Source organism: Ectopseudomonas toyotomiensis (genome assembly GCF_017167985.1).
Taxonomy (GTDB): domain Bacteria; phylum Pseudomonadota; class Gammaproteobacteria; order Pseudomonadales; family Pseudomonadaceae; genus Aquipseudomonas; species Aquipseudomonas toyotomiensis.
Genome location: NZ_CP070505.1, coordinates 1,209,967 through 1,227,429, shown reverse-complemented (window position 1 = coordinate 1,227,429; position 17,463 = coordinate 1,209,967). Strand labels below are relative to the sequence as shown.

Here is a 17,463-nt window from a genome sequence, read left to right as displayed (position 1 = left end):
GGGCAGCGGAAAGAGACCTCGGATGAGATCCCCTTGATGCGGTTCTGCCGGTGGCAGGGACGGCATCGATGAATACAAGAATGTCGCCGCTGAAGCGCCCCCACACCTGTGGGAGCGGCTTCAGCCGCGATGTTCTGCTTGCTTACTTCGGTAGCTCGGCCTTCACGTTTTCCACGTAGTAGTTCATCGAGGCCAGTTCGGCGTTGGTCGCGCTCACGCCTTCGGCGATGCGCACCGCGCCGCTCTGATCCTTGATCGGGCCGGTGAAGGGGTGGAACGTGCCGCTGCGAATGTCGGCGATGATCTGCTCGGCCTCGCTCTTCACATCAGCCGGCACCAAGTCGCTGATCGGCAGCTCGATGGTGTCCTCGGCCAGACCGCCCCAGAAATCCTGCGCCTGCCAGGTGCCGTCGATCACCGCCTGGGTGGATTTCACGTAGTGCGGGCCCCAGTCGTTGACGATGGAGGTGAGCACGGCCTTCGGCCCGAAGTGGGCCATGTCCGAAGCGTAGCCGACGGAGTAGATACCACGGCGCTCGGCGGTCTGGATCGGCGCCGGGCTGTCGGTGTGCTGGAACATCACGTCCACGCCCTGGTCGATCAGTGCGTTGGCGGCATCGGACTCCTTGCCCGGATCGAACCAGGTGTTGACCCACACCACCTTGATCTCGGTGCCCGGGTTGTACTTGTCCAGGGCCAGCTGGATGGCGTTGATATCGCGGATCACCTCGGGGATCGGGAAGGAGGCAACGTAGCCGACCTTCTTGGTCTTGGTCATCTTCGCCGCGAGGAAGCCGCCGACGTAGCGCCCCTCATAGGAGCGCGACAGGTAGGTGCCGACGTTCTTGTCCTGCTTGTAGCCGGTGGCGTGTTCGAAGGTGACGTTGGGAAATTGTTTGGCCACCTTGATGGTTGGGTTCATGTAGCCGAAGGAGGTGGTGAAGATCAGGTCGAAACCGCCCTTGGCCATGTTGCGGATCACCCGCTCGGCGTCGGCGCCCTCCGGTACGTTCTCGACGAAGCTGGTGGTGACCTTGTCGCCCATTTCCTTGATCAGCATCTGCCGGCCCTGCTCGTGCTGGTAGGTCCAGCCGTGGTCGCCGATAGGGCCGATGTAGACGAAGCCGACTTTCAGCGGGTCGGCGGCGGAGGCGCTGAGCATGGCGCCAAAGCCCAGGGCGGCGACGAGTGTGCGCAGCAGCGGTTTCTTGCTCATCTTGTGCATGGTGGGTGCAGCTCCAGTCTTGGTGTTGGGGTGGCCGTTGTTTGGCTGATCCCCTGACTGCAAAAAGCTGACCAACAAGACAGATAGCCGTGGCGAACCCATTCCACGCAGATGCGGTTGTGCGGGATGGAACGGTCTTGGTGCGCAGCGCTTGCAGCTGCTGCGTTGTGGTGCGATATGCGGTGTTTCGCTCGTAGGGTGCGCCGTGCGCACCTTGGTTCACCAGTGCGCACGGCTTACTTCGCGGGTCGTCCTCAGCCGTTGATCAGCTCACGCGCCGCCTGGCGGTGATCGGCGATCAGCTGCGCCACGTCCAACCCTTCGATCTGCCCGTCGATGACGCGCCAGGTGCCGCCGATCATCATCCGGTCGGCGCGGTCGGCGCCGCACAGCAGCAGCGCCGAAAGCGGATCATGGCTACCGGAGAAGCGCAGCTCATCGAGCTTGAACAGCGCCAGGTCGGCCTGCTTGCCTACCGCCAGTTCGCCGATGTCGCTGCGGCCCAGCAGCTTCGCCGAACCCTTGCTGGCCCAACCGAGTACGCGTTGCGGAGTGATCTGCTCGGCGCCGTAGCGCAGGCGCTGGATGTACAGCGCCTGGCGCGCTTCGAGGATCATGTTCGAGGCATCGTTGGAGGCCGAGCCGTCGACACCCAGGCCTAGCGGTGCACCAGCGGCTTCCAGCTCGACACTGGGGCAGATGCCCGAAGCCAGGCGCATGTTGGAGCTGGGGCAATGGCAGATGCCGGTGCCTGCAGCGCCCAGGCGGGTGATCTCGTCGGGGTTGAAGTGGATGCCATGGGCCAGCCAGGTGCGCGGGCCGAGCCAGCCGACGCTGTCCAGGTAATCCACGGTGCGCAGGCCGAAGCGCTGCAGGCAGAAATCTTCCTCGTCGAGGGTTTCGGCCAGATGGGTGTGCAGGCGCACGTCCAGCTCCTCGGCCAGTTCGGCGCTCTGGCGCATGATCTCCTGGGTTACCGAGAAGGGCGAGCAGGGGGCGAGGGCGATCTGGATCTGCGCCCCGTCGCCACGCTGGTGGTATTGGCCAATCAGGCGCTTGCTGTCCGCCAGGATCACCTCACCCTGCTGCACCGTCTGTTGCGGCGGCAGACCACCGTCGGCTTCGCCCAGGCTCATCGAACCACGCGTGAGCATGGCGCGCATGCCCAGTTCGCGCACCGCCTCGACCTGTACGTCGATGGCATTCTCCAGGCCGCCGGGGAACAGGTAATGGTGATCGGCGGCCGTGCTGCAGCCGGACAGCAGCAGCTCTGCCAGCGCCACCTTGCTGGCCAGGGCCAGTTTCTCGGGGGTGAGGCGTGCCCAGACTGGGTAGAGCGTTTTCAGCCAGGGGAACAACGGCTGGTTGACCACCGGCGCCCAGGCGCGGGTGAGGGTCTGGTAGAAGTGATGGTGGGTGTTGATCAGGCCCGGCAGGACCACGTGCTCGCGGGCATCGAACACGTGCTGGCAGGGCGCGGCAGGTTGCTGGCCGGCGCTGAGCACTTCGACGATGCGGCCATCCTCGATTATCAGGCCGCCGGAAGCGTCCAGGTCGTTGGCGGTGAAGATGGCAAGGGGGTTCTTGATCCAGATACGGGTAGCTGCCATGAGCAGGCTCCTCTGAGGTTGATTTCAGGTAAGCCAGCTCAGTGTTGACCCTGTCTGCTGATCCAGGTTCGTCAGAAATGACGTGCGGCGAAGATAACTGACTCTGGAGTCAGGGGCAACAAGCCTGTCGCGGCTAAAGCCGCTCCTACAGGGAGTGCGTCGCTTGTGTAGGAGCGGCTTCAGCCGCGATTCATGGGCGCATCAATGCCCCGGCTGCCAAGGCTGGCCCAGCGATACCGGCGCATACAGCCGGGTCTTGATCGCATCGCGCGAGAGCAGCACCAGCACGACGATGGTGGCGACGTAGGGCAGCATGGCCAGCAGGTTCGACGGGATCGACAGGCCAATGCCTTGCGCTACCAGATGGAGGATGCTGGCCAGGCCGAACAGGTAGGCGCCGAGCAGCACGCGCAGCACCCGCCAGCTGGCGAACACCACCAGCGCCAGGGCGATCCAGCCGCGCCCGGCGGTCATGTTCTCCGCCCACATCGGCGTGTAGGCCAGCGACAGATAGCCACCGGCCAGGCCAGCCATGGCACCACCGAACAGCACCGCCAGGGTACGCACGCGCAGCACTGGCAGGCCCATGGCGCTGGCGGCGTCCGGGTTCTCGCCGACGGCCTGGATGATCAGGCCGATACGGCTTTTCAGCAGCACCCAGGCCACCAGTGCGAACAGGGCGAAGGACAGGTAGATCAGCACGTCCTGGGCGAACAGCATGCGCCCGATCAGCGGGAGGTCGGACAGCAGCGGGATGACGATGGGCTCGAAACCGCTCAGCGGCTTGCCGACCCAGGCGGCGCCGACGAAAGTGGACAGACCCACGCCGAAGATGGTCAGGGCCAGGCCGGTAGCCACCTGGTTGGCGTTGAAACCCAGCGCCACGGCAGCGAACAGCAGCGACAGCAGCATGCCGGCGGCGATGGCCAGCAGCACACCGAGCCACAGGCTGCCGGTGCTGAAGGCGACGATGAAACCGATCACCGCGCCGAACAGCATCATGCCTTCCTGGCCGAGGTTGAGCACGCCGCTCTTCTCGCACACCAGCTCGCCCAGGGCCACCAGCAGCAGCGGTGTGCCGGTGCGGACCATGGCGTAGAAAATATTGGTCAACAGATCGAGATCCATGGGGATTTCCTTGGCGTTCAGATGGTGGCTTCGGCAAGCGTTTGGCGGCGCGCCCATTTCCACTTCAGCTGAGGCCGGTAGAGGATCAGCACGTCGCAGGCCAGCAGGTAGAACAGCATCATTCCCTGGAACAGTTGGGTGATCGCCTGTGGCAGATTCAGGTTCATCTGCGCGTTCTCGCCGCCCAGGTAGAGCAGCGCCATCAGCAGGCTGGCGGCGACGATGCCGAGCGGATTGAGACGGCCGAGAAAGGCCACGGTGATCGCCGCATAGCCGTAGCCGGGTGACACCTGCGGCACCAACTGGCCAATCGGCCCGGCCACTTCGCCGACGCCGGCCATACCGGCCAGGGCGCCGCTGACCAGCAGGGCGAACCACACCAGGCGTTTCTCGCGAAAGCCGACGAAGCCGGCGGCGCGCTTGTCCAGGCCGAGCACCTTGATCTGGAAGCCGAGAAAGCTCTTGTGCAGCAGCACCCACACCGCGACCAGGGCCAGCAGCGCCAGGTACAGGCCGCCATGCAGGCGACCGTCCTCGCTGACCAGCGGCAGGCGGCTGGCATCGCCGAACATGGCCGATTCGGGGAAGTTGAAACCGGCCGGGTCCTTCAGCGGGCCATGCACGAAAAACAGCAGCAGGTTCAGCGCGATGTAGTTGAGCATGATACTGGTGAGAATTTCGTTGGCGTTGAACTGCGTGCGCAGCCAGGCGGTGAGCCCGGCCCAGGCCGCTCCGGCGCATGTACCGGCCAGCACCACCCAGGCCAGCGCCCAGCGGCTGTCCCAGTCGATCAGTTGCAGGGCCATGGCGCTGCCTGCCAGCGCGCCGATCAGCAATTGGCCTTCGGCGCCGATGTTCCAGATGCGCGCCTGGTAGGCGACCGCCAGGCCGAGGGCGCAGAGCAGAATCGGCAGCGCCTTGACCAGCAGTTCGGACACGCCGTACCAGTCGCTGACCGGGGCGATCAGCAGGGTGTGCAGGGTTTCCAGCGGATCATGGCCGAGCAGGGTGAACAGCAGCATGCCGCTCACCAGCGTCAGCACGGCGGCCAACAGCGGCGACAGCCAGAGCATGGGGCGCGACTCCTGGCCGCGCGGTTCCAGGGATAACAGCATGACGGGCTCCGTCAGCAGGCCGCAGCGGCGGCGGGTTGATCGAATTCACCGGCCATCCAGCGGCCGACTTCCACGGTGGACACCTGCGCCGTCTCGGCCAGCGGCGACAGCCGCCCGCTACACAGCGCACCGATGCGGTCGCTGATCTGGAACAGTTCGTCTAGGTCTTCGGAGATCACCAGGATCGCCGCGCCGGCATCGCGTAGGGCGATCAGCGCGCGGTGGATGGCGGCGGCCGCGCCGACGTCCACGCCCCATGTGGGATGTGCAGCTACTAGCAGCTTGGGGTTTTGCAGAATCTCGCGGCCGAGGATGAATTTCTGCAGATTGCCGCCGGACAGGCTGCGCGCGGCGGTGTCGGCATCCGGCGTTTTCACCGCGAAGCGCTGGATGATCTGCTCGGCCAGCGCGCGCACCTTGCTGCGCTGCACCAGGCCGCCCTTGACCAGACCCTGGCCGAAGGCGGTGAGCAGGGCGTTGTCCACCAGGCTCATCTCCGGCACCGCGCCATGGCCGAGGCGTTCGGCGGGCACGAAGGCCAGGCCAAGCCCACGCCGTGCATCAGGATGCAGATTGGCCACTGGCGCGGCATCGATACTGACCCGCTCGCGCTCGCCACGGGGCAGGCGCGTTTCGCCGCTGAGCAGCGCGAGCAGTTCGTCCTGACCATTACCGGCCACGCCCGCGATGCCGACGATCTCGCCGCTGCGCACCTCCAGGCGAATACGTTCCAGTGAGCAGCCGAAGGGATCAGGGTTGTGCCAACTGAGGTCATCGACGCGCAGCCGTGGCAGGCTGCCGCTGACTTTCGGGTAACTGCTTTCCAGCCCCTCGGCATCGCCAACCATCAGCCGCGCCAGCTCCAGATCGCTGCACTCGGCCGGCACGCAATGGCCGGATTCGCGGCCGCCACGCAGCACCGTGGCGCTGTGGCAGAGCGCGCGCACCTCGCCGAGCTTGTGGCTGATAAAGAGAATGCTGCAGCCTTCGGCGGCCAGCCGGCGCAGGGTGACGAACAGCTCATCAGCCTCCTGCGGGGTGAGCACCGAGGTGGGTTCGTCGAGGATCAGCAGTTTGATGTCCTGCATCAGGCAACGGACGATCTCCACCCGTTGGCGTTCGCCAATGGACAGGCTGTGCACCAGCCGGGTCGGCTCCAGCGCCATGCCGTAGCGCTGCGACACCTCGCGAATCTTAGGTTCAAGCTGCTTGGGCGTACCGGCCTCGGCGCCCATGGCCAGGGCGATGTTCTCGGCGACGGTCAGCGTCTCGAACAACGAGAAATGCTGGAACACCATGCCGATGCCCAGGCTGCGCGCCATGGCTGGGTCGCGCATCTTCAAGGCTTGGCCCTGCCAGTGAATCTCGCCGCTGCTGGGCTGGGTGACGCCGTAGATGATCTTCATCAACGTGCTCTTGCCGGCGCCGTTCTCGCCGAGCAGGGCATGGATCTCGCCGGGGTCGATGGCCAGGTCGATACGGTCGTTGGCCAGACAGCCGGGGTATTGCTTGCTGATGGCTGTCAGCTGCAGGCGTGGGGAAGCGGGTGGGGCGGACATGGGAAGCGCTCATGAACATGACTGAGCGGGGATAAAGCAAAAACTTGGCCAGTGAGTCAGAAAATCCATTTAATTGGCTCTCGCCTATGGCCGAGCGCACTGCAATGCCTGCCATTGGTGCGCGTCTCTCCGTGCGCTGCGCACAATGCACCGTATTCGCGCGTGCGCAGCTAAAGCCCCTCCCACAAACAGCTGCTGCTCCTGTGGGAAGGGCTTTAGCCGCGAACATAGCCCGGATGCAATCCGGGGATTACCAGAGGCCACTACTTGTGGCTACCAGAGCGAACTTCCGCTACCGGCCCGGTTCGAGCGTAGCGAACGCCCTTACCAGGGCAGCGGATTGCCCTCATAGTCCTGATAACGCAGGCTCGGTTGGCCGACGGCAGCGCTGACCTGTTCGACCATGCCCTTGCAGCTGCTGTCGATATCCAGCGGGGCGTCTGCGCCGCCCATGTCGGTGCGTACCCAGCCCGGATGCATCAGCAGTACGCCGAGTTTTGGATTGTCCTGAGTGCGCACGAAGCATTGCACGAGGTGGTTGAGCGCAGCCTTGCTGGCGCCGTACAGCGGCATGCCCAGGCCGGCACCGGCTTTGATGCTGCCCAGGATCGAACTCATGAACACGATCAGCCCATGTTCGGCGGCCAAGTTCGGCAGCAGGCGCTCGGCCACGCGCAGCGGGGCGACGGCGTTGGTCAGGAACAGCTGACCCATTTCCTCGGCACTGGCCTGTGCAGTGCTGTGGTGCTCGGGGCCGGCGATCCCGGCGTTGATGAAGATGACGTCGAACTGCTGGTCGCTCAGGCGGCCAGCCAACTGCTCGAGGCTGACCGGGTCGGTCATCTCCAGTTGCTCCACGCGTACGCTGGGCAGTGCCTGCAGCGGCGCTTGCTGCGCGGCGCTGCGCACGGTGGCGGTCACGGCCCAGCCCTGGGCGGCGAATTCACCGGCCAGGCCAAGGCCGAGGCCACGTGAGGCTCCAATGATCAGGATGGATCGGGGGGCAGTCATGTCAGGCTCCATTGCGGATGAGAAAGAAGATCAGCATAGCGAATGCCGATCCGATAAGCCCGGCACGGCAATCCCCTTTAGGAGCCCCCCGGGGCGAAGCTTTTCAAGTGCGTCCAGGCACGATTCGTGGCGGGGCGCCGCGCCTAAATTTTTCTGCAGTGTTATTCCGTCAACCAGGCGCCCTGGCTGCGGCCGTGACCGGTGTCGCGGTCGTAACGGCGTTCATGTTCGACATGCCGTTGCAGCACGGCATTGGCGCGCCGGTTGGCCTGCTGTTGCAGCTCGGCGCAACTGGGGTATTCAGGTGTCGCCAGCAGCGCCGCGTCGATCTCGGCCGCCGCCGCCTGGCCGATGCGGTAATGGCCCAGCTCATGTTCGCGCAGTGCGCCCAGGTACTGTTCGAAACGCTGGCGCTGCTGTGCGTCGCCGCCGCCGAGGCGGGGCAGGGTGATGGTGGCGTTCAACTGGGTGCGGGTGAGATCGATCTGGCAGCGACCATCACGCTGTTCGCGCCACCAGAAGTTCCATTGCACCTGCCAGCGTGTGTAGGCGTGGTAGATCTGGCCGTTCTGGCGAATCGGCGAGGCCTGGTTGATGGCGCGGCTGAGGGACTCGCCGGACGCTACCTGCAGGTCGTAGTACTGCTCCTGCAACTGCTCCTGTACTTCGGCGTGGGCCGACAGGGCGAGCCACAGCAGCGGCAGCAGGGCAGCGGTCGTTAGCTTCATGGCGCTTTCAGACTCTCGCGGCCACGGCTGATATCGCCCAGCAAGCGTTCCAGTGCCGCATGTTCGGCCGGCGCCACGGCCAGTTGCAGACGTGCGCTGGTAGCATCGTAATCCTCGCTTTCGATCAGGCTGTCGAACTCGTTCAGACGCGCCTTGAACAGCGGCAGTTCGGCGAACTGCAAATGACAGGTGAAGGGCTGCCGCAGCACCAGTTCACGGCGCTCGCCAGCCTGCAGGCATTTCGCCGCGCTGCCGCCGTAGGCGCGGGCCAGGCCGCCGGTGCCGAGCTGAATGCCGCCGTACCAGCGAATCACCAGTACCACCACCTGATCGCAGTCCTGCCCCTCGATGGCGGCGAGGATCGGCCTGCCAGCCGTGCCGCCCGGTTCGCCGTCGTCGTTGAAGCGGTACTGGTTGCCGACCTTCCACGCCCAGCAGTTGTGCGAGGCGGCCAGATCGCTGTGGCTATCGATGAAGGCTTGCGCCTCGGCCGCGCTGGCAATCGGCGCGGCGAGGGCAATGAAGCGGCTCTTGCGAATCTCCTCGCGGTATTCGCAAGGCCCTGACAGGGTGAAGGCCATCAGGCTTTGGCGGCGGGCTTCAGGCCGCAGCCTTTGAGGATGATCTGCACCAGTTGATCGGAGGCTTGCTCGAAGTCCTGTTTGGTCAGGCGCGAGCTCTGCTTCACCCGGCAGATCTGCGAGGCGAAGTCGGCGTAGTGCTGGGTGCTGCTCCACAGCAGGAAGATCAGGTGGATCGGGTCGACCGGGTCCATCTTGCCGGCGGCGATCCAGCCTTCGAACACCGCAGCACGGCCACGGAACCAGTCCAGGTAGTTCTGGTTGAAGTACTGCGACAGGCAGTCGCCACCGCTGATCACTTCCATGGCGAAGATGCGCGAAGCCTTCGGCTGGCGCCGGGAGAATTCCATCTTGGCGCGGATGTAACGCTCCAGCGCTTCGGCCGGGTCGTCATCGACGCTCAGATTATTGAAGGTGCTGTCCCACAGTTCGAGGATATTGCTCAGCACCGCCAGGTACAGCCCCAGCTTGTTGTTGAAGTAGTAGTGCAGGTTGGCCTTGGGCAGGCCGACGTTCTGCGCGATGGTATTCATGCTGGTGCCCTTGAAGCCGTGCCGGGCGAATTCTTCCTCGGCAGCCTTGATGATGGCTTCTTCGTTCTTCTGGCGAATGCGCCCGGCGGGCTTGTCGTTGGCGCTGTGGGCGGGGACTTCGAAGGTCATGGGGCGATTCCGGGCTGATCTTGGGGCAGAGCGTTTGCACTGATACCCCAGCGCCGCCTGGGTGACAAGCGCAAGTCGCGGAAAAATGGCAGGAAATACCCTCACACCGGTCTCGTGCACCAGGGTTGTGCGCGGAATGGCTCCCGCGCACCCGGACGCCTCAGGCTCCCTGCCCTTGTCCAGTCGTGCTCGCGCTGGCTGATTCCAGCGGCAACAGCAGGTTCATCAGGATGGCCGTCAGGCCGCCGCTGGTGATTGCCGAACCGAATACGTTCTGCACCAGCGTGGGCATCTGGCTCAGCAGGTCCGGCTGACTGGAAACACCGAGGCCGATGCCGAAACTGGTGGCCATGATCAGCAGGCTGCGCCGCTCCAGTGGCGCCTGGGCGAGAATGCGAATGCCGGCGGCGGCGACCGTGCCGAACATTACCAGGGTAGCGCCGCCCAGCACCGGCTTGGGAATCTGCTGGAGGATGGCGCCGAGCACTGGGAACAGACCGAGGATTAGCAAAATGGCGCCGATGTAGTAACCGACATGGCGGCTGGCCACGCCAGAGAGCTGGATCACCCCGTTGTTCTGGCTGAAGGTGGTGTTGGGAAAGGTGTTGAAAACGGCGGCGATCAGCGAGCTGACGCCATCGCCGAACACCCCGCCCTTGATCCGTTGCAGGTACTGCGTGCCGTTGATCGGCTGTTTCGAGATCATGCAGTTGGCGGTCAGGTCGCCGGTGGTTTCGATGGCGGTGATCAGGTAGATCAGCGCTACCGGGACGAAGGCCATCCAGTCGAAGTCGAAACCGTAGCGAAACGGGATCGGCAGGCTCATCAGCGGCAGTTCGGGCAATGCCTTGGGCACCAGCACGCCGCTGAACCAGGCAGCCAGTGAACCCACCAGCAGGCCGATGACGATGGCCGACAGGCGTAGCCAAGGGTTGCTCAGGCGGTTGAGCACGATGATGGTCAGCAGCACCAGGGCGCCCAGGGCCAGGTTGATCGGCGCACCGAAGTTCTCCGCCTTGGCGCCGCCGCCGACATCAGTGATGCCCACCTTGATCAGGCTGACGCCGATGATGGTGATGACGATACCGGTCACCAGCGGCGTGATGACGCGTTGCAGACGACCGATGAAGCGGCTCAGCACCATCTCGATGAAGGCGCCGAAGAAGCACACGCCGAATATCATCGCCAGGATCTCGTCCGGGCTGCCGCCGCGTGCCTTGACCATCAAGCCTGCCGCCAGCACGGCACTGAGGAAGGCGAAGCTGGTGCCCTGCACGCAGATCATCCCGGCACCGATGCCGAACGGGCGGCGCGCCTGAATCAGGGTGCCGACGCCGGACACCATCAGGCCCATGCTGATCAGGTAGGGCAACTGTTCGTGCAGGCCGAGCACGCCACCGATGATCAGTGTCGGCGTGACGATGCCGACGAAGCAGGCCAGTACATGCTGCAGCGCGGCGAAGAAGGCCGGCAGCGGCGCAGGGCAGTCGTCCAGGCCGTAGAGCAGTTCGGACGATGTCGGTGATTCGGTGGTCATGACGAGTTCTCGCAGCAGAGGGCGCTCGCCCTTATGCAAGAAGCTGTCCATGTGATCAGTTTTTAGGGGTTGTGCGCAGCAGCATGGTTTTCATTGGGTACAGATACCTGATCTGCTCGCGTCCGGCGGTCTTGTCATGTTCGCAATGCACCGCACTGGCTCGGCATGCGCGGCCATGGTGCGGGCTCAGGCTTCGGCCAGGGCATCGAGAAAACTCTCCAGCACCAGGTGCGCGCGGCGGCCCTTGCGCGTCACCGCTGCCAGGTTGATGTCGTAGTAGCGAGTGGACGCCTTGAGCGCGCGCAGGCGACCTTGCTGCACCCAGGCCTGGGCGTAGTGGTCGGGCAGGTAGCCGATATAGCGTCCGGTGAGGATGAGAAAGGCCATGCCCTCGCGGTCCGAGGCGCTGGCCGTGCAATTGAGCGCCTGGTAATGGCTCTGCACCTCGGGCGGCACGCGAAAGGTCGGGGCGATGGCCTCCTGGGCGTTGAGTCTTTCGTCCTCGAGCTGCAGATCATCGACGTAGAACAGCGGGTGGCCGACCGCGCAGTAGAGCAGCGAACGCTCGTCATAGAGCGCCTGGTATTCCAGACCGGAGAGGGCGCCGACCTGCGGCACCACGCCGATATGCAGGCGACCGTCGAGCACGCCCTGTTCCACTTCCGACGGTGGCGTCATGCGGATGTGGATGCGCACGTCCGGCCCCTGCACCTTGAGGCGTGCCAGGGCATTGGTGATGCGCATGTGCGGGATGGTCACCAGATTGTCGGTGAGGCCGATATTTAGCTCGCCACGCAGGTGCTGGTGCAGGCCGTTGACCTCGGTGCGAAAGCTCTCCAGCGCCGCCAGCAGTTGCAGGGTGCTCTGATACACCTCGCGGCCTTCCTCGGTCAGGGCGAAGCCGGCGCGGCCGCGTTGACACAGGCGCAGGCCGAGGCGTTGTTCGAGGTCGCTCATCTGCTGGCTGATGGCCGAGCGGCCGATGCCCAGTGCGCTTTCCGCGGCGGAAAAACCGCCGCATTCCACCACGCTGCGAAACAGCTTGAGCAGGCGGATTTCAAAGTCGCTGACCTGGGCCAGCGGATCGGGACGGCGGCTGCTCATTTGTTTAGTGGGCCTTGAACTGAAGATAAGAAGAGTACTGTTTTACTGACTCTATGCCCATGGCACCTTTGCTGGCAACTACCCTGTAGGAGCCGGCTTGCCGGCGATCATCGCCCGCAAGCGGGCTCCTACATCCGATTGCCTGCCCGAGTGAGGCTTCCCGATGAACATGCCGCAGACCGCAACCCCGTCCCTGGCCAGCCAGCTCAAGCTGGATGCGCACTGGATGCCGTTCTCCGCCAACCGCAACTTCCAGCGTGACCCGCGCCTGATCGTGGCAGCCGAGGGCAACTGGCTGACCGACGACCAGGGCCGCAAGATCTACGACAGCCTGTCCGGCCTGTGGACCTGTGGCGCCGGTCACTCGCGCAAGGAAATTCAGGAAGCCGTGGCCAAGCAGCTCGGCACCCTCGACTATTCGCCGGGCTTCCAGTACGGCCATCCGCTGTCGTTCAAGCTGGCCGAGCAGGTCGCCGACCTGATGCCGGGTGAGCTCAACCATGTGTTCTTCACCGGTTCCGGCTCCGAGTGCGCCGACACCGCAGTGAAGATGGCCAAGGCCTACTGGCGTCTGAAAGGCCAGGCGTCCAAGACTCGTTTCATCGGTCGTGCCCGTGGCTACCACGGCGTCAATATCGCCGGCACCGCCCTCGGTGGCATCGGCGGCAATCGCAAGATGTACGGCCAATTGATGGACGCCGACCACCTGCCGCATACCCTGCAACCGGGCATGGCCTTCACCAAGGGCATGGCCGAGACCGGCGGCGTGGAGCTGGCCAACGAACTGCTCAAGCTGATCGAGCTGCACGATGCCTCTAACATCGCTGCGGTGATCGTCGAGCCGATGTCCGGCTCGGCCGGTGCCATCGTGCCGCCGGTGGGCTACCTGCAGCGCCTGCGCGAGATCTGCACGCAGCACAACATCCTGCTGATCTTCGACGAAGTGATCACCGGCTTCGGCCGCATGGGCAAGTGGAGCGGCGCAGAGTTCTTCGGCGTGACCCCGGACCTGATGAACGTCGCCAAGCAGATCACTAACGGCGCCATCCCGCTGGGTGCGGTGATCGCCAGCAGCGAGATCTACAACACCTTCATGCAGCAGCCGTCGCCGGAGCACATGATCGAGTTCACCCACGGCTACACTTACTCGGCACATCCGGTGGCCTGCGCCGCTGGCCTGGCGACGCTGGAGCTGCTCAAGCGCGAGAATCTGATTCAGCAGTCCGCCGAGCTGGCGCCGAAGTTCGAGGCTGCGCTGCATGGCCTGAAGGGCACCAAGCACATCGTCGACATCCGCAACTGCGGCCTGGCTGGCGCCCTGCAGATCGCCCCGCGTGATGGCGACGCGGTGATCCGTCCGTTCGAGGCCGGCATGGCCCTGTGGAAGGCGGGTTTCTACGTACGCTTCGGTGGCGACACCCTGCAGTTCGGCCCGACCTTCAACGCCAAGATGGAAGACCTCGACCGCGTCTTCAACGCCGTCGGTGACGTGCTGAACAAGCTGGATTAAGAGCGAACGCACCCATTTCTGTAGGAGTCCGCTTGCGGGCGATGTTGTAAAGCGGATCGCCGGCAAGCCGGCTCCTACCCACAATAATTACGTCTAGGAGCTTCCCCATGAGCCATATCCCGCACCTGATCAATGGCGAACGCGTTGCCGGCAACGGTCGCAGCGCCCCGGTATACAACCCGTCCACCGGCGACTCCACCAGCGCTGTCGGCCTGGCTGACCGCGCCACCATGCAACTGGCCATCGACGCTGCCAAGGCCGCCTTCCCGGCCTGGCGCAACACCCCGCCGGCCAAGCGTGCGCAGATCATGTTCCGCTTCAAGCAACTGCTGGAGCAGAACGAGAACGAAATCGCCGCGCTGATCAGCGCCGAGCATGGCAAGACCATCGAAGACGCCGTCGGCGAACTCAAGCGCGGCATCGAGAACGTCGAGTTCGCCTGCGCCGCCCCGGAAATTCTCAAGGGCGAATACAGCCGCAACGTCGGCCCGAACATCGACGCCTGGACCGATCTGCAACCTATCGGTGTCGTCGCAGGAATTACCCCGTTCAACTTCCCGGCCATGGTGCCGCTGTGGATGTACCCGCTGGCCATCGTTTGCGGCAACTGCTTCATCCTCAAGCCGTCCGAGCGCGATCCCAGCTCCACCCTGTTTATCGCCGAGCTGCTGAACCAGGCCGGCCTGCCCAAGGGCGTGCTGAACGTGGTCAACGGTGACAAGGATGCGGTCGATGCGCTGATCGAAGCGCCCGAGGTCAAGGCCCTGAGCTTCGTCGGCTCGACCCCGATCGCCGAATACATCTACAGCGAAGGTACCAAGCGCGGCAAACGCGTACAGGCCCTCGGCGGCGCCAAGAACCACGCTGTGCTGATGCCCGATGCTGACCTGGACAATGCCGTCAGCGCACTGATGGGCGCGGCCTACGGCTCCTGCGGCGAGCGCTGCATGGCCATCTCCGTGGCCGTGTGCGTGGGTGACCAGATCGCTGACGCGCTGGTGGAGAAGATCGTTCCGCAGATCCAGGCGCTGAAAATCGGTGCCGGCACCTCCTGCGGGCTGGACATGGGCCCGCTGGTCACCGCTGCTGCGCGTGACAAGGTCAAGGGCTACATCGACGCCGGTGTGGCGCAGGGCGCCAAGCTGGTGGTCGATGGTCGTGGTCTGGTGGTGCCGGGTAATGAAAATGGCTACTTCGTCGGCGGTACCCTGTTCGACCGGGTGACCCCGGACATGACTATCTACACCGACGAAATCTTCGGCCCGGTGCTGTGCATCGTCCGCGTCGGCAGCCTGGAAGAAGCCATGCAGCTGATCAACGAACACGAGTACGGCAACGGCACCTGCATCTTCACCCGTGACGGGGAAGCGGCGCGCCTGTTCTGCGACGAGATCGAAGTGGGCATGGTCGGCGTCAACGTGCCGCTGCCGGTGCCGGTGGCCTACCACAGCTTCGGCGGCTGGAAGCGTTCGCTGTTCGGCGACCTGCACGCCTACGGCCCGGATGGCGTGCGCTTCTACACTCGCAAGAAGGCCATCACCCAGCGCTGGCCGGCACGCAAGAGCCACGAAGCGGCGCAGTTCGCCTTCCCCAGCAATGGCTGAGTGAGCTGAGGCGTTGAATGAAAAGGCCGATCACGTGATCGGCCTTTTTCTTGGTCGCAGTGTCGCTGTGCTTGGGCTTCTCGTAGGAGCGGCTTCAGCCGCGAATGAACGTGCAAGCACCGGCGATGCAATACCTAATCCATCCTAACGGCGCTGGTAGCAATCGTTGATTCGAACGGGCAGAAAAAAGGGGAGCCATTGGCTCCCCTTTTTCGTCAGCGAGAGAGGCGATGGTTCTTCCGCAGGTCGATCAGATCCTGATGGGTGCAGGTCTGGGGCGCCGGGCCGGTCAGGTCGTAGCAGCGCTGGCCGAAGCCCATCGGCCAATAGGCTATGCCGACCGGTGGCCAGAAGATCGAAGCGACGCGAAAGCGCGTTTTCAGGTGGCCACTCTGGATGACATGAGATTGCTTGTCCTCCAAGCGATAAGGAACGCCTCCTGCTGCACCCCATGAAAATGGGCGAGTCTTGATCAGGCCTTCTTTGTGAAGAGCCGGGCGCTCGTTGACGATGAGCGCGCTATCGTCGGGGAGCTTGACCCAGGTGGCAGTGGAGCAACCGCTGACGATAAGCGCGGCTGCCAGCATGGCGGCAGACTTGAGGGAAGACATCCGGATTACATCCTTGTCGTAGTGCTGATAGGGGCGCGTACTATAGAGGCTTATCGCCATCAGGGAAGTGCCGAATGTCCACTACAGGTGGATAACAGCAAGGCATTAAAGAAAAAGGCCGGTCTTGTGACCGGCCTCCCTGTTTTCAGGCGGCGCATTGTTAGCTACAAGCAGCTTGCCACTGGATGGATAGGCGCACTGCATGGGCGACGCTCACTGCGCCTGATCGATTGCCTCCTGCAGGCGCTGGGTGTTCGCCGCATTGGCCTGGTCGATCTGCTGCTTGAGCTGCTCCATCTGCTGCTGGGCCTGTTTGGCCTGTTCAGCCTGGAGCGTCGCCGTAGCGGCCGTCTCACCGGCGCCGCAGCCGCCCAGGGTGATTAACAGGGAAAGGGTGCAGCAATGGCGCAGGTGCATCATGGAGTCCTCGGGCAAGCTCGTGCGGTGAGCGATAGATTGGCGCATTTATGCCGGGTTATGTGTGCCGGCTGCCGCAAACCGAAAGCGCTGATTCGAGCACACCATGTGGCTCGTTGCATATCGTCTATCCACGCCCTCTGGTAAAACAGCCGGCAGGTAGAAAAGGGAGATGCACGATGACCGAGCCATTCATGCTGGATCTACACACATACCTCGAGCGCCTGGGTTACTCGTCGGCGCCGCCACCGACCCTCGACACCCTGCGCGAGCTGCAAGCGCGGCACACCGCCGAGTTCCCCTTCGAAACCCTGGCGAGCATGCTGCGCGTGCCGGTGGAGGTCGAACCCGCCGCGATCCAGGACAAGCTGCTACGCCAGGGCCGTGGCGGCTACTGCTTCGAACTTAACCGTCTGTACCTGCTGCTGTTGCAGGCGTTGGGCTTCGACGCGCGCGGGCTGACCGGCCGCGTGGTCATGGGCGGTCCGGAAGATGCCCTGCCGGCGCGTACCCATATGCTGGTGCTGGTGACTCTCGATGGCGTGCGCTACATCAGCGACGTCGGTTTCGGCGGCATGGTGCCGACCGGCCCACTGCTACTCGACAGCGAGGCTGAGCAGGCCACACCGCATGAGCCCTATCGGCTGACGTTGGTGGACGGCACCTACACCCTGCACGCATTGGTCGCCGGCAGTTGGCGGGCGATGTACGTGTTCGATCTGCAGCAGGTGGCGGATATCGATTACGTGGTGGGCAACTGGTACGTGTGCACCCACCCGGACTCGCCCTTCCTCGGCCAGATGATCGCCGCCCGCACCGGGCCAGGCCTGCGCAAGACGCTGAACAATGGCAGCTTCGCCATCCACCGCCTGGGGCAGGCGAGTGAGCGGGTGCAGTTGCAGAGTGTCGTTGAGGTGCTGAAGGTGTTGCGAGAAGAGTTTGGCATTCAGGTGCCGGAGCATCCTGAGCGTCGGGAGATCATCGAGCGGCTGATCGCGGGAGCGTGAAGACAAGGCCGCTGGTATCGCCACGCTCTTGCAGGAGTGGCTTTAGCCGCGCCG

Annotated in this window: 16 protein-coding genes; 3 read left to right on the top strand and 13 right to left on the bottom strand. The window is 64.2% G+C overall.

The window, feature by feature from the left end:
* Positions 1-142 precede the first annotated feature (142 nt).
* The 11 genes from JWV26_RS05570 to JWV26_RS05520 form a co-directional block, all read right to left on the bottom strand.
* Positions 143-1,225 carry a BMP family ABC transporter substrate-binding protein gene (locus tag JWV26_RS05570; RefSeq protein WP_206418573.1) on the bottom strand — a complete coding sequence of 361 codons (1,083 nt, stop codon included), beginning with the start codon at positions 1,223-1,225 and terminating at the stop codon, positions 143-145.
* Between the two features lie 254 nt (positions 1,226-1,479).
* On the bottom strand, positions 1,480-2,835 hold the full coding sequence (locus JWV26_RS05565) for an 8-oxoguanine deaminase (RefSeq protein WP_206418572.1): 1,356 nt from the start codon (positions 2,833-2,835) through the stop codon (positions 1,480-1,482).
* 201 nt (positions 2,836-3,036) lie between these two features.
* Positions 3,037-3,963, bottom strand: a complete 927-nt coding sequence (locus JWV26_RS05560; protein WP_093052925.1) for an ABC transporter permease — start codon at positions 3,961-3,963, stop codon at positions 3,037-3,039.
* A gap of 17 nt (positions 3,964-3,980) precedes the next feature.
* Positions 3,981-5,078: an ABC transporter permease gene (locus JWV26_RS05555; RefSeq protein ID WP_206418571.1), complete on the bottom strand. Its 1,098-nt coding sequence runs from the start codon at positions 5,076-5,078 to the stop codon at positions 3,981-3,983.
* 11 nt (positions 5,079-5,089) lie between these two features.
* Positions 5,090-6,637 (bottom strand): ABC transporter ATP-binding protein, encoded by a 1,548-nt coding sequence (locus tag JWV26_RS05550; RefSeq protein WP_206418570.1) that lies wholly within the window; start codon positions 6,635-6,637, stop codon positions 5,090-5,092.
* A 324-nt stretch (positions 6,638-6,961) separates the two neighbouring features.
* Positions 6,962-7,648: an SDR family oxidoreductase gene (locus tag JWV26_RS05545; RefSeq protein ID WP_206418569.1), complete on the bottom strand. Its 687-nt coding sequence runs from the start codon at positions 7,646-7,648 to the stop codon at positions 6,962-6,964.
* Between the two features lie 161 nt (positions 7,649-7,809).
* Entirely contained in the window at positions 7,810-8,376 is a 567-nt protein-coding gene (locus tag JWV26_RS05540) for a DUF922 domain-containing protein (protein ID WP_093052915.1), read from the bottom strand.
* Positions 8,373-8,957, bottom strand: a complete 585-nt coding sequence (locus JWV26_RS05535) for an IMPACT family protein (RefSeq protein ID WP_206418568.1) — start codon at positions 8,955-8,957, stop codon at positions 8,373-8,375. The genes JWV26_RS05540 and JWV26_RS05535 overlap by 4 nt, the downstream gene beginning before the upstream one ends.
* Positions 8,957-9,619 (bottom strand): TetR/AcrR family transcriptional regulator, encoded by a 663-nt coding sequence (locus tag JWV26_RS05530; RefSeq protein WP_093052909.1) that lies wholly within the window; start codon positions 9,617-9,619, stop codon positions 8,957-8,959. Before JWV26_RS05530 ends, JWV26_RS05535 begins: the two co-directional genes overlap by 1 nt.
* A 160-nt stretch (positions 9,620-9,779) precedes the next feature.
* Positions 9,780-11,156 (bottom strand): nucleobase:cation symporter-2 family protein, encoded by a 1,377-nt coding sequence (locus JWV26_RS05525; protein ID WP_093053192.1) that lies wholly within the window; start codon positions 11,154-11,156, stop codon positions 9,780-9,782.
* Between the two features lie 186 nt (positions 11,157-11,342).
* The gene (locus JWV26_RS05520) at positions 11,343-12,260 is read right to left on the bottom strand and encodes a LysR family transcriptional regulator (protein WP_017675412.1); all 918 of its coding nucleotides are present in this window, start codon (positions 12,258-12,260) and stop codon (positions 11,343-11,345) included.
* A gap of 163 nt (positions 12,261-12,423) precedes the next feature.
* Between JWV26_RS05520 and aptA the strand changes: the two genes are divergently transcribed.
* On the top strand, positions 12,424-13,770 hold the full coding sequence (gene aptA / locus JWV26_RS05515) for an omega-aminotransferase AptA (RefSeq protein ID WP_093052906.1): 1,347 nt from the start codon (positions 12,424-12,426) through the stop codon (positions 13,768-13,770).
* A 107-nt stretch (positions 13,771-13,877) separates the two neighbouring features.
* Complete coding sequence (locus JWV26_RS05510) at positions 13,878-15,374, top strand: CoA-acylating methylmalonate-semialdehyde dehydrogenase (RefSeq protein WP_093052903.1); 1,497 nt, start codon at positions 13,878-13,880, stop codon at positions 15,372-15,374.
* A gap of 215 nt (positions 15,375-15,589) precedes the next feature.
* Here the strand turns inward: JWV26_RS05510 and JWV26_RS05505 are convergent, their stop codons facing one another.
* Positions 15,590-16,045: a phosphatidylethanolamine N-methyltransferase family domain-containing protein gene (locus JWV26_RS05505; RefSeq protein ID WP_239690095.1), complete on the bottom strand. Its 456-nt coding sequence runs from the start codon at positions 16,043-16,045 to the stop codon at positions 15,590-15,592.
* Positions 16,046-16,198: 153 nt separating this feature from the next.
* Positions 16,199-16,405, bottom strand: coding sequence for a hypothetical protein (locus JWV26_RS05500; protein ID WP_175488667.1), 207 nt, complete (start codon positions 16,403-16,405; stop codon positions 16,199-16,201).
* Between the two features lie 176 nt (positions 16,406-16,581).
* On the opposite strand from JWV26_RS05500, the gene JWV26_RS05495 reads away from it, so the two are divergent.
* Positions 16,582-17,409: an arylamine N-acetyltransferase family protein gene (locus JWV26_RS05495; RefSeq protein ID WP_206418567.1), complete on the top strand. Its 828-nt coding sequence runs from the start codon at positions 16,582-16,584 to the stop codon at positions 17,407-17,409.
* Positions 17,410-17,463: the final 54 nt, after the last annotated feature.

Coding starts and splice junctions, on each gene's coding strand:
- JWV26_RS05570 (WP_206418573.1), bottom strand. CDS start 1,225: ATGCACAAGATGAGCAAGAAACCGCTGCTGCGCACACTCGTCGCCGCC.
- JWV26_RS05565 (WP_206418572.1), bottom strand. CDS start 2,835: ATGGCAGCTACCCGTATCTGGATCAAGAACCCCCTTGCCATCTTCACC.
- JWV26_RS05560 (WP_093052925.1), bottom strand. CDS start 3,963: ATGGATCTCGATCTGTTGACCAATATTTTCTACGCCATGGTCCGCACC.
- JWV26_RS05555 (WP_206418571.1), bottom strand. CDS start 5,078: ATGCTGTTATCCCTGGAACCGCGCGGCCAGGAGTCGCGCCCCATGCTC.
- JWV26_RS05550 (WP_206418570.1), bottom strand. CDS start 6,637: ATGTCCGCCCCACCCGCTTCCCCACGCCTGCAGCTGACAGCCATCAGC.
- JWV26_RS05545 (WP_206418569.1), bottom strand. CDS start 7,648: ATGACTGCCCCCCGATCCATCCTGATCATTGGAGCCTCACGTGGCCTC.
- JWV26_RS05540 (WP_093052915.1), bottom strand. CDS start 8,376: ATGAAGCTAACGACCGCTGCCCTGCTGCCGCTGCTGTGGCTCGCCCTG.
- JWV26_RS05535 (WP_206418568.1), bottom strand. CDS start 8,957: ATGGCCTTCACCCTGTCAGGGCCTTGCGAATACCGCGAGGAGATTCGC.
- JWV26_RS05530 (WP_093052909.1), bottom strand. CDS start 9,619: ATGACCTTCGAAGTCCCCGCCCACAGCGCCAACGACAAGCCCGCCGGG.
- JWV26_RS05525 (WP_093053192.1), bottom strand. CDS start 11,156: ATGACCACCGAATCACCGACATCGTCCGAACTGCTCTACGGCCTGGAC.
- JWV26_RS05520 (WP_017675412.1), bottom strand. CDS start 12,260: ATGAGCAGCCGCCGTCCCGATCCGCTGGCCCAGGTCAGCGACTTTGAA.
- aptA (WP_093052906.1), top strand. CDS start 12,424: ATGAACATGCCGCAGACCGCAACCCCGTCCCTGGCCAGCCAGCTCAAG.
- JWV26_RS05510 (WP_093052903.1), top strand. CDS start 13,878: ATGAGCCATATCCCGCACCTGATCAATGGCGAACGCGTTGCCGGCAAC.
- JWV26_RS05505 (WP_239690095.1), bottom strand. CDS start 16,045: ATGGCGATAAGCCTCTATAGTACGCGCCCCTATCAGCACTACGACAAG.
- JWV26_RS05500 (WP_175488667.1), bottom strand. CDS start 16,405: ATGATGCACCTGCGCCATTGCTGCACCCTTTCCCTGTTAATCACCCTG.
- JWV26_RS05495 (WP_206418567.1), top strand. CDS start 16,582: ATGACCGAGCCATTCATGCTGGATCTACACACATACCTCGAGCGCCTG.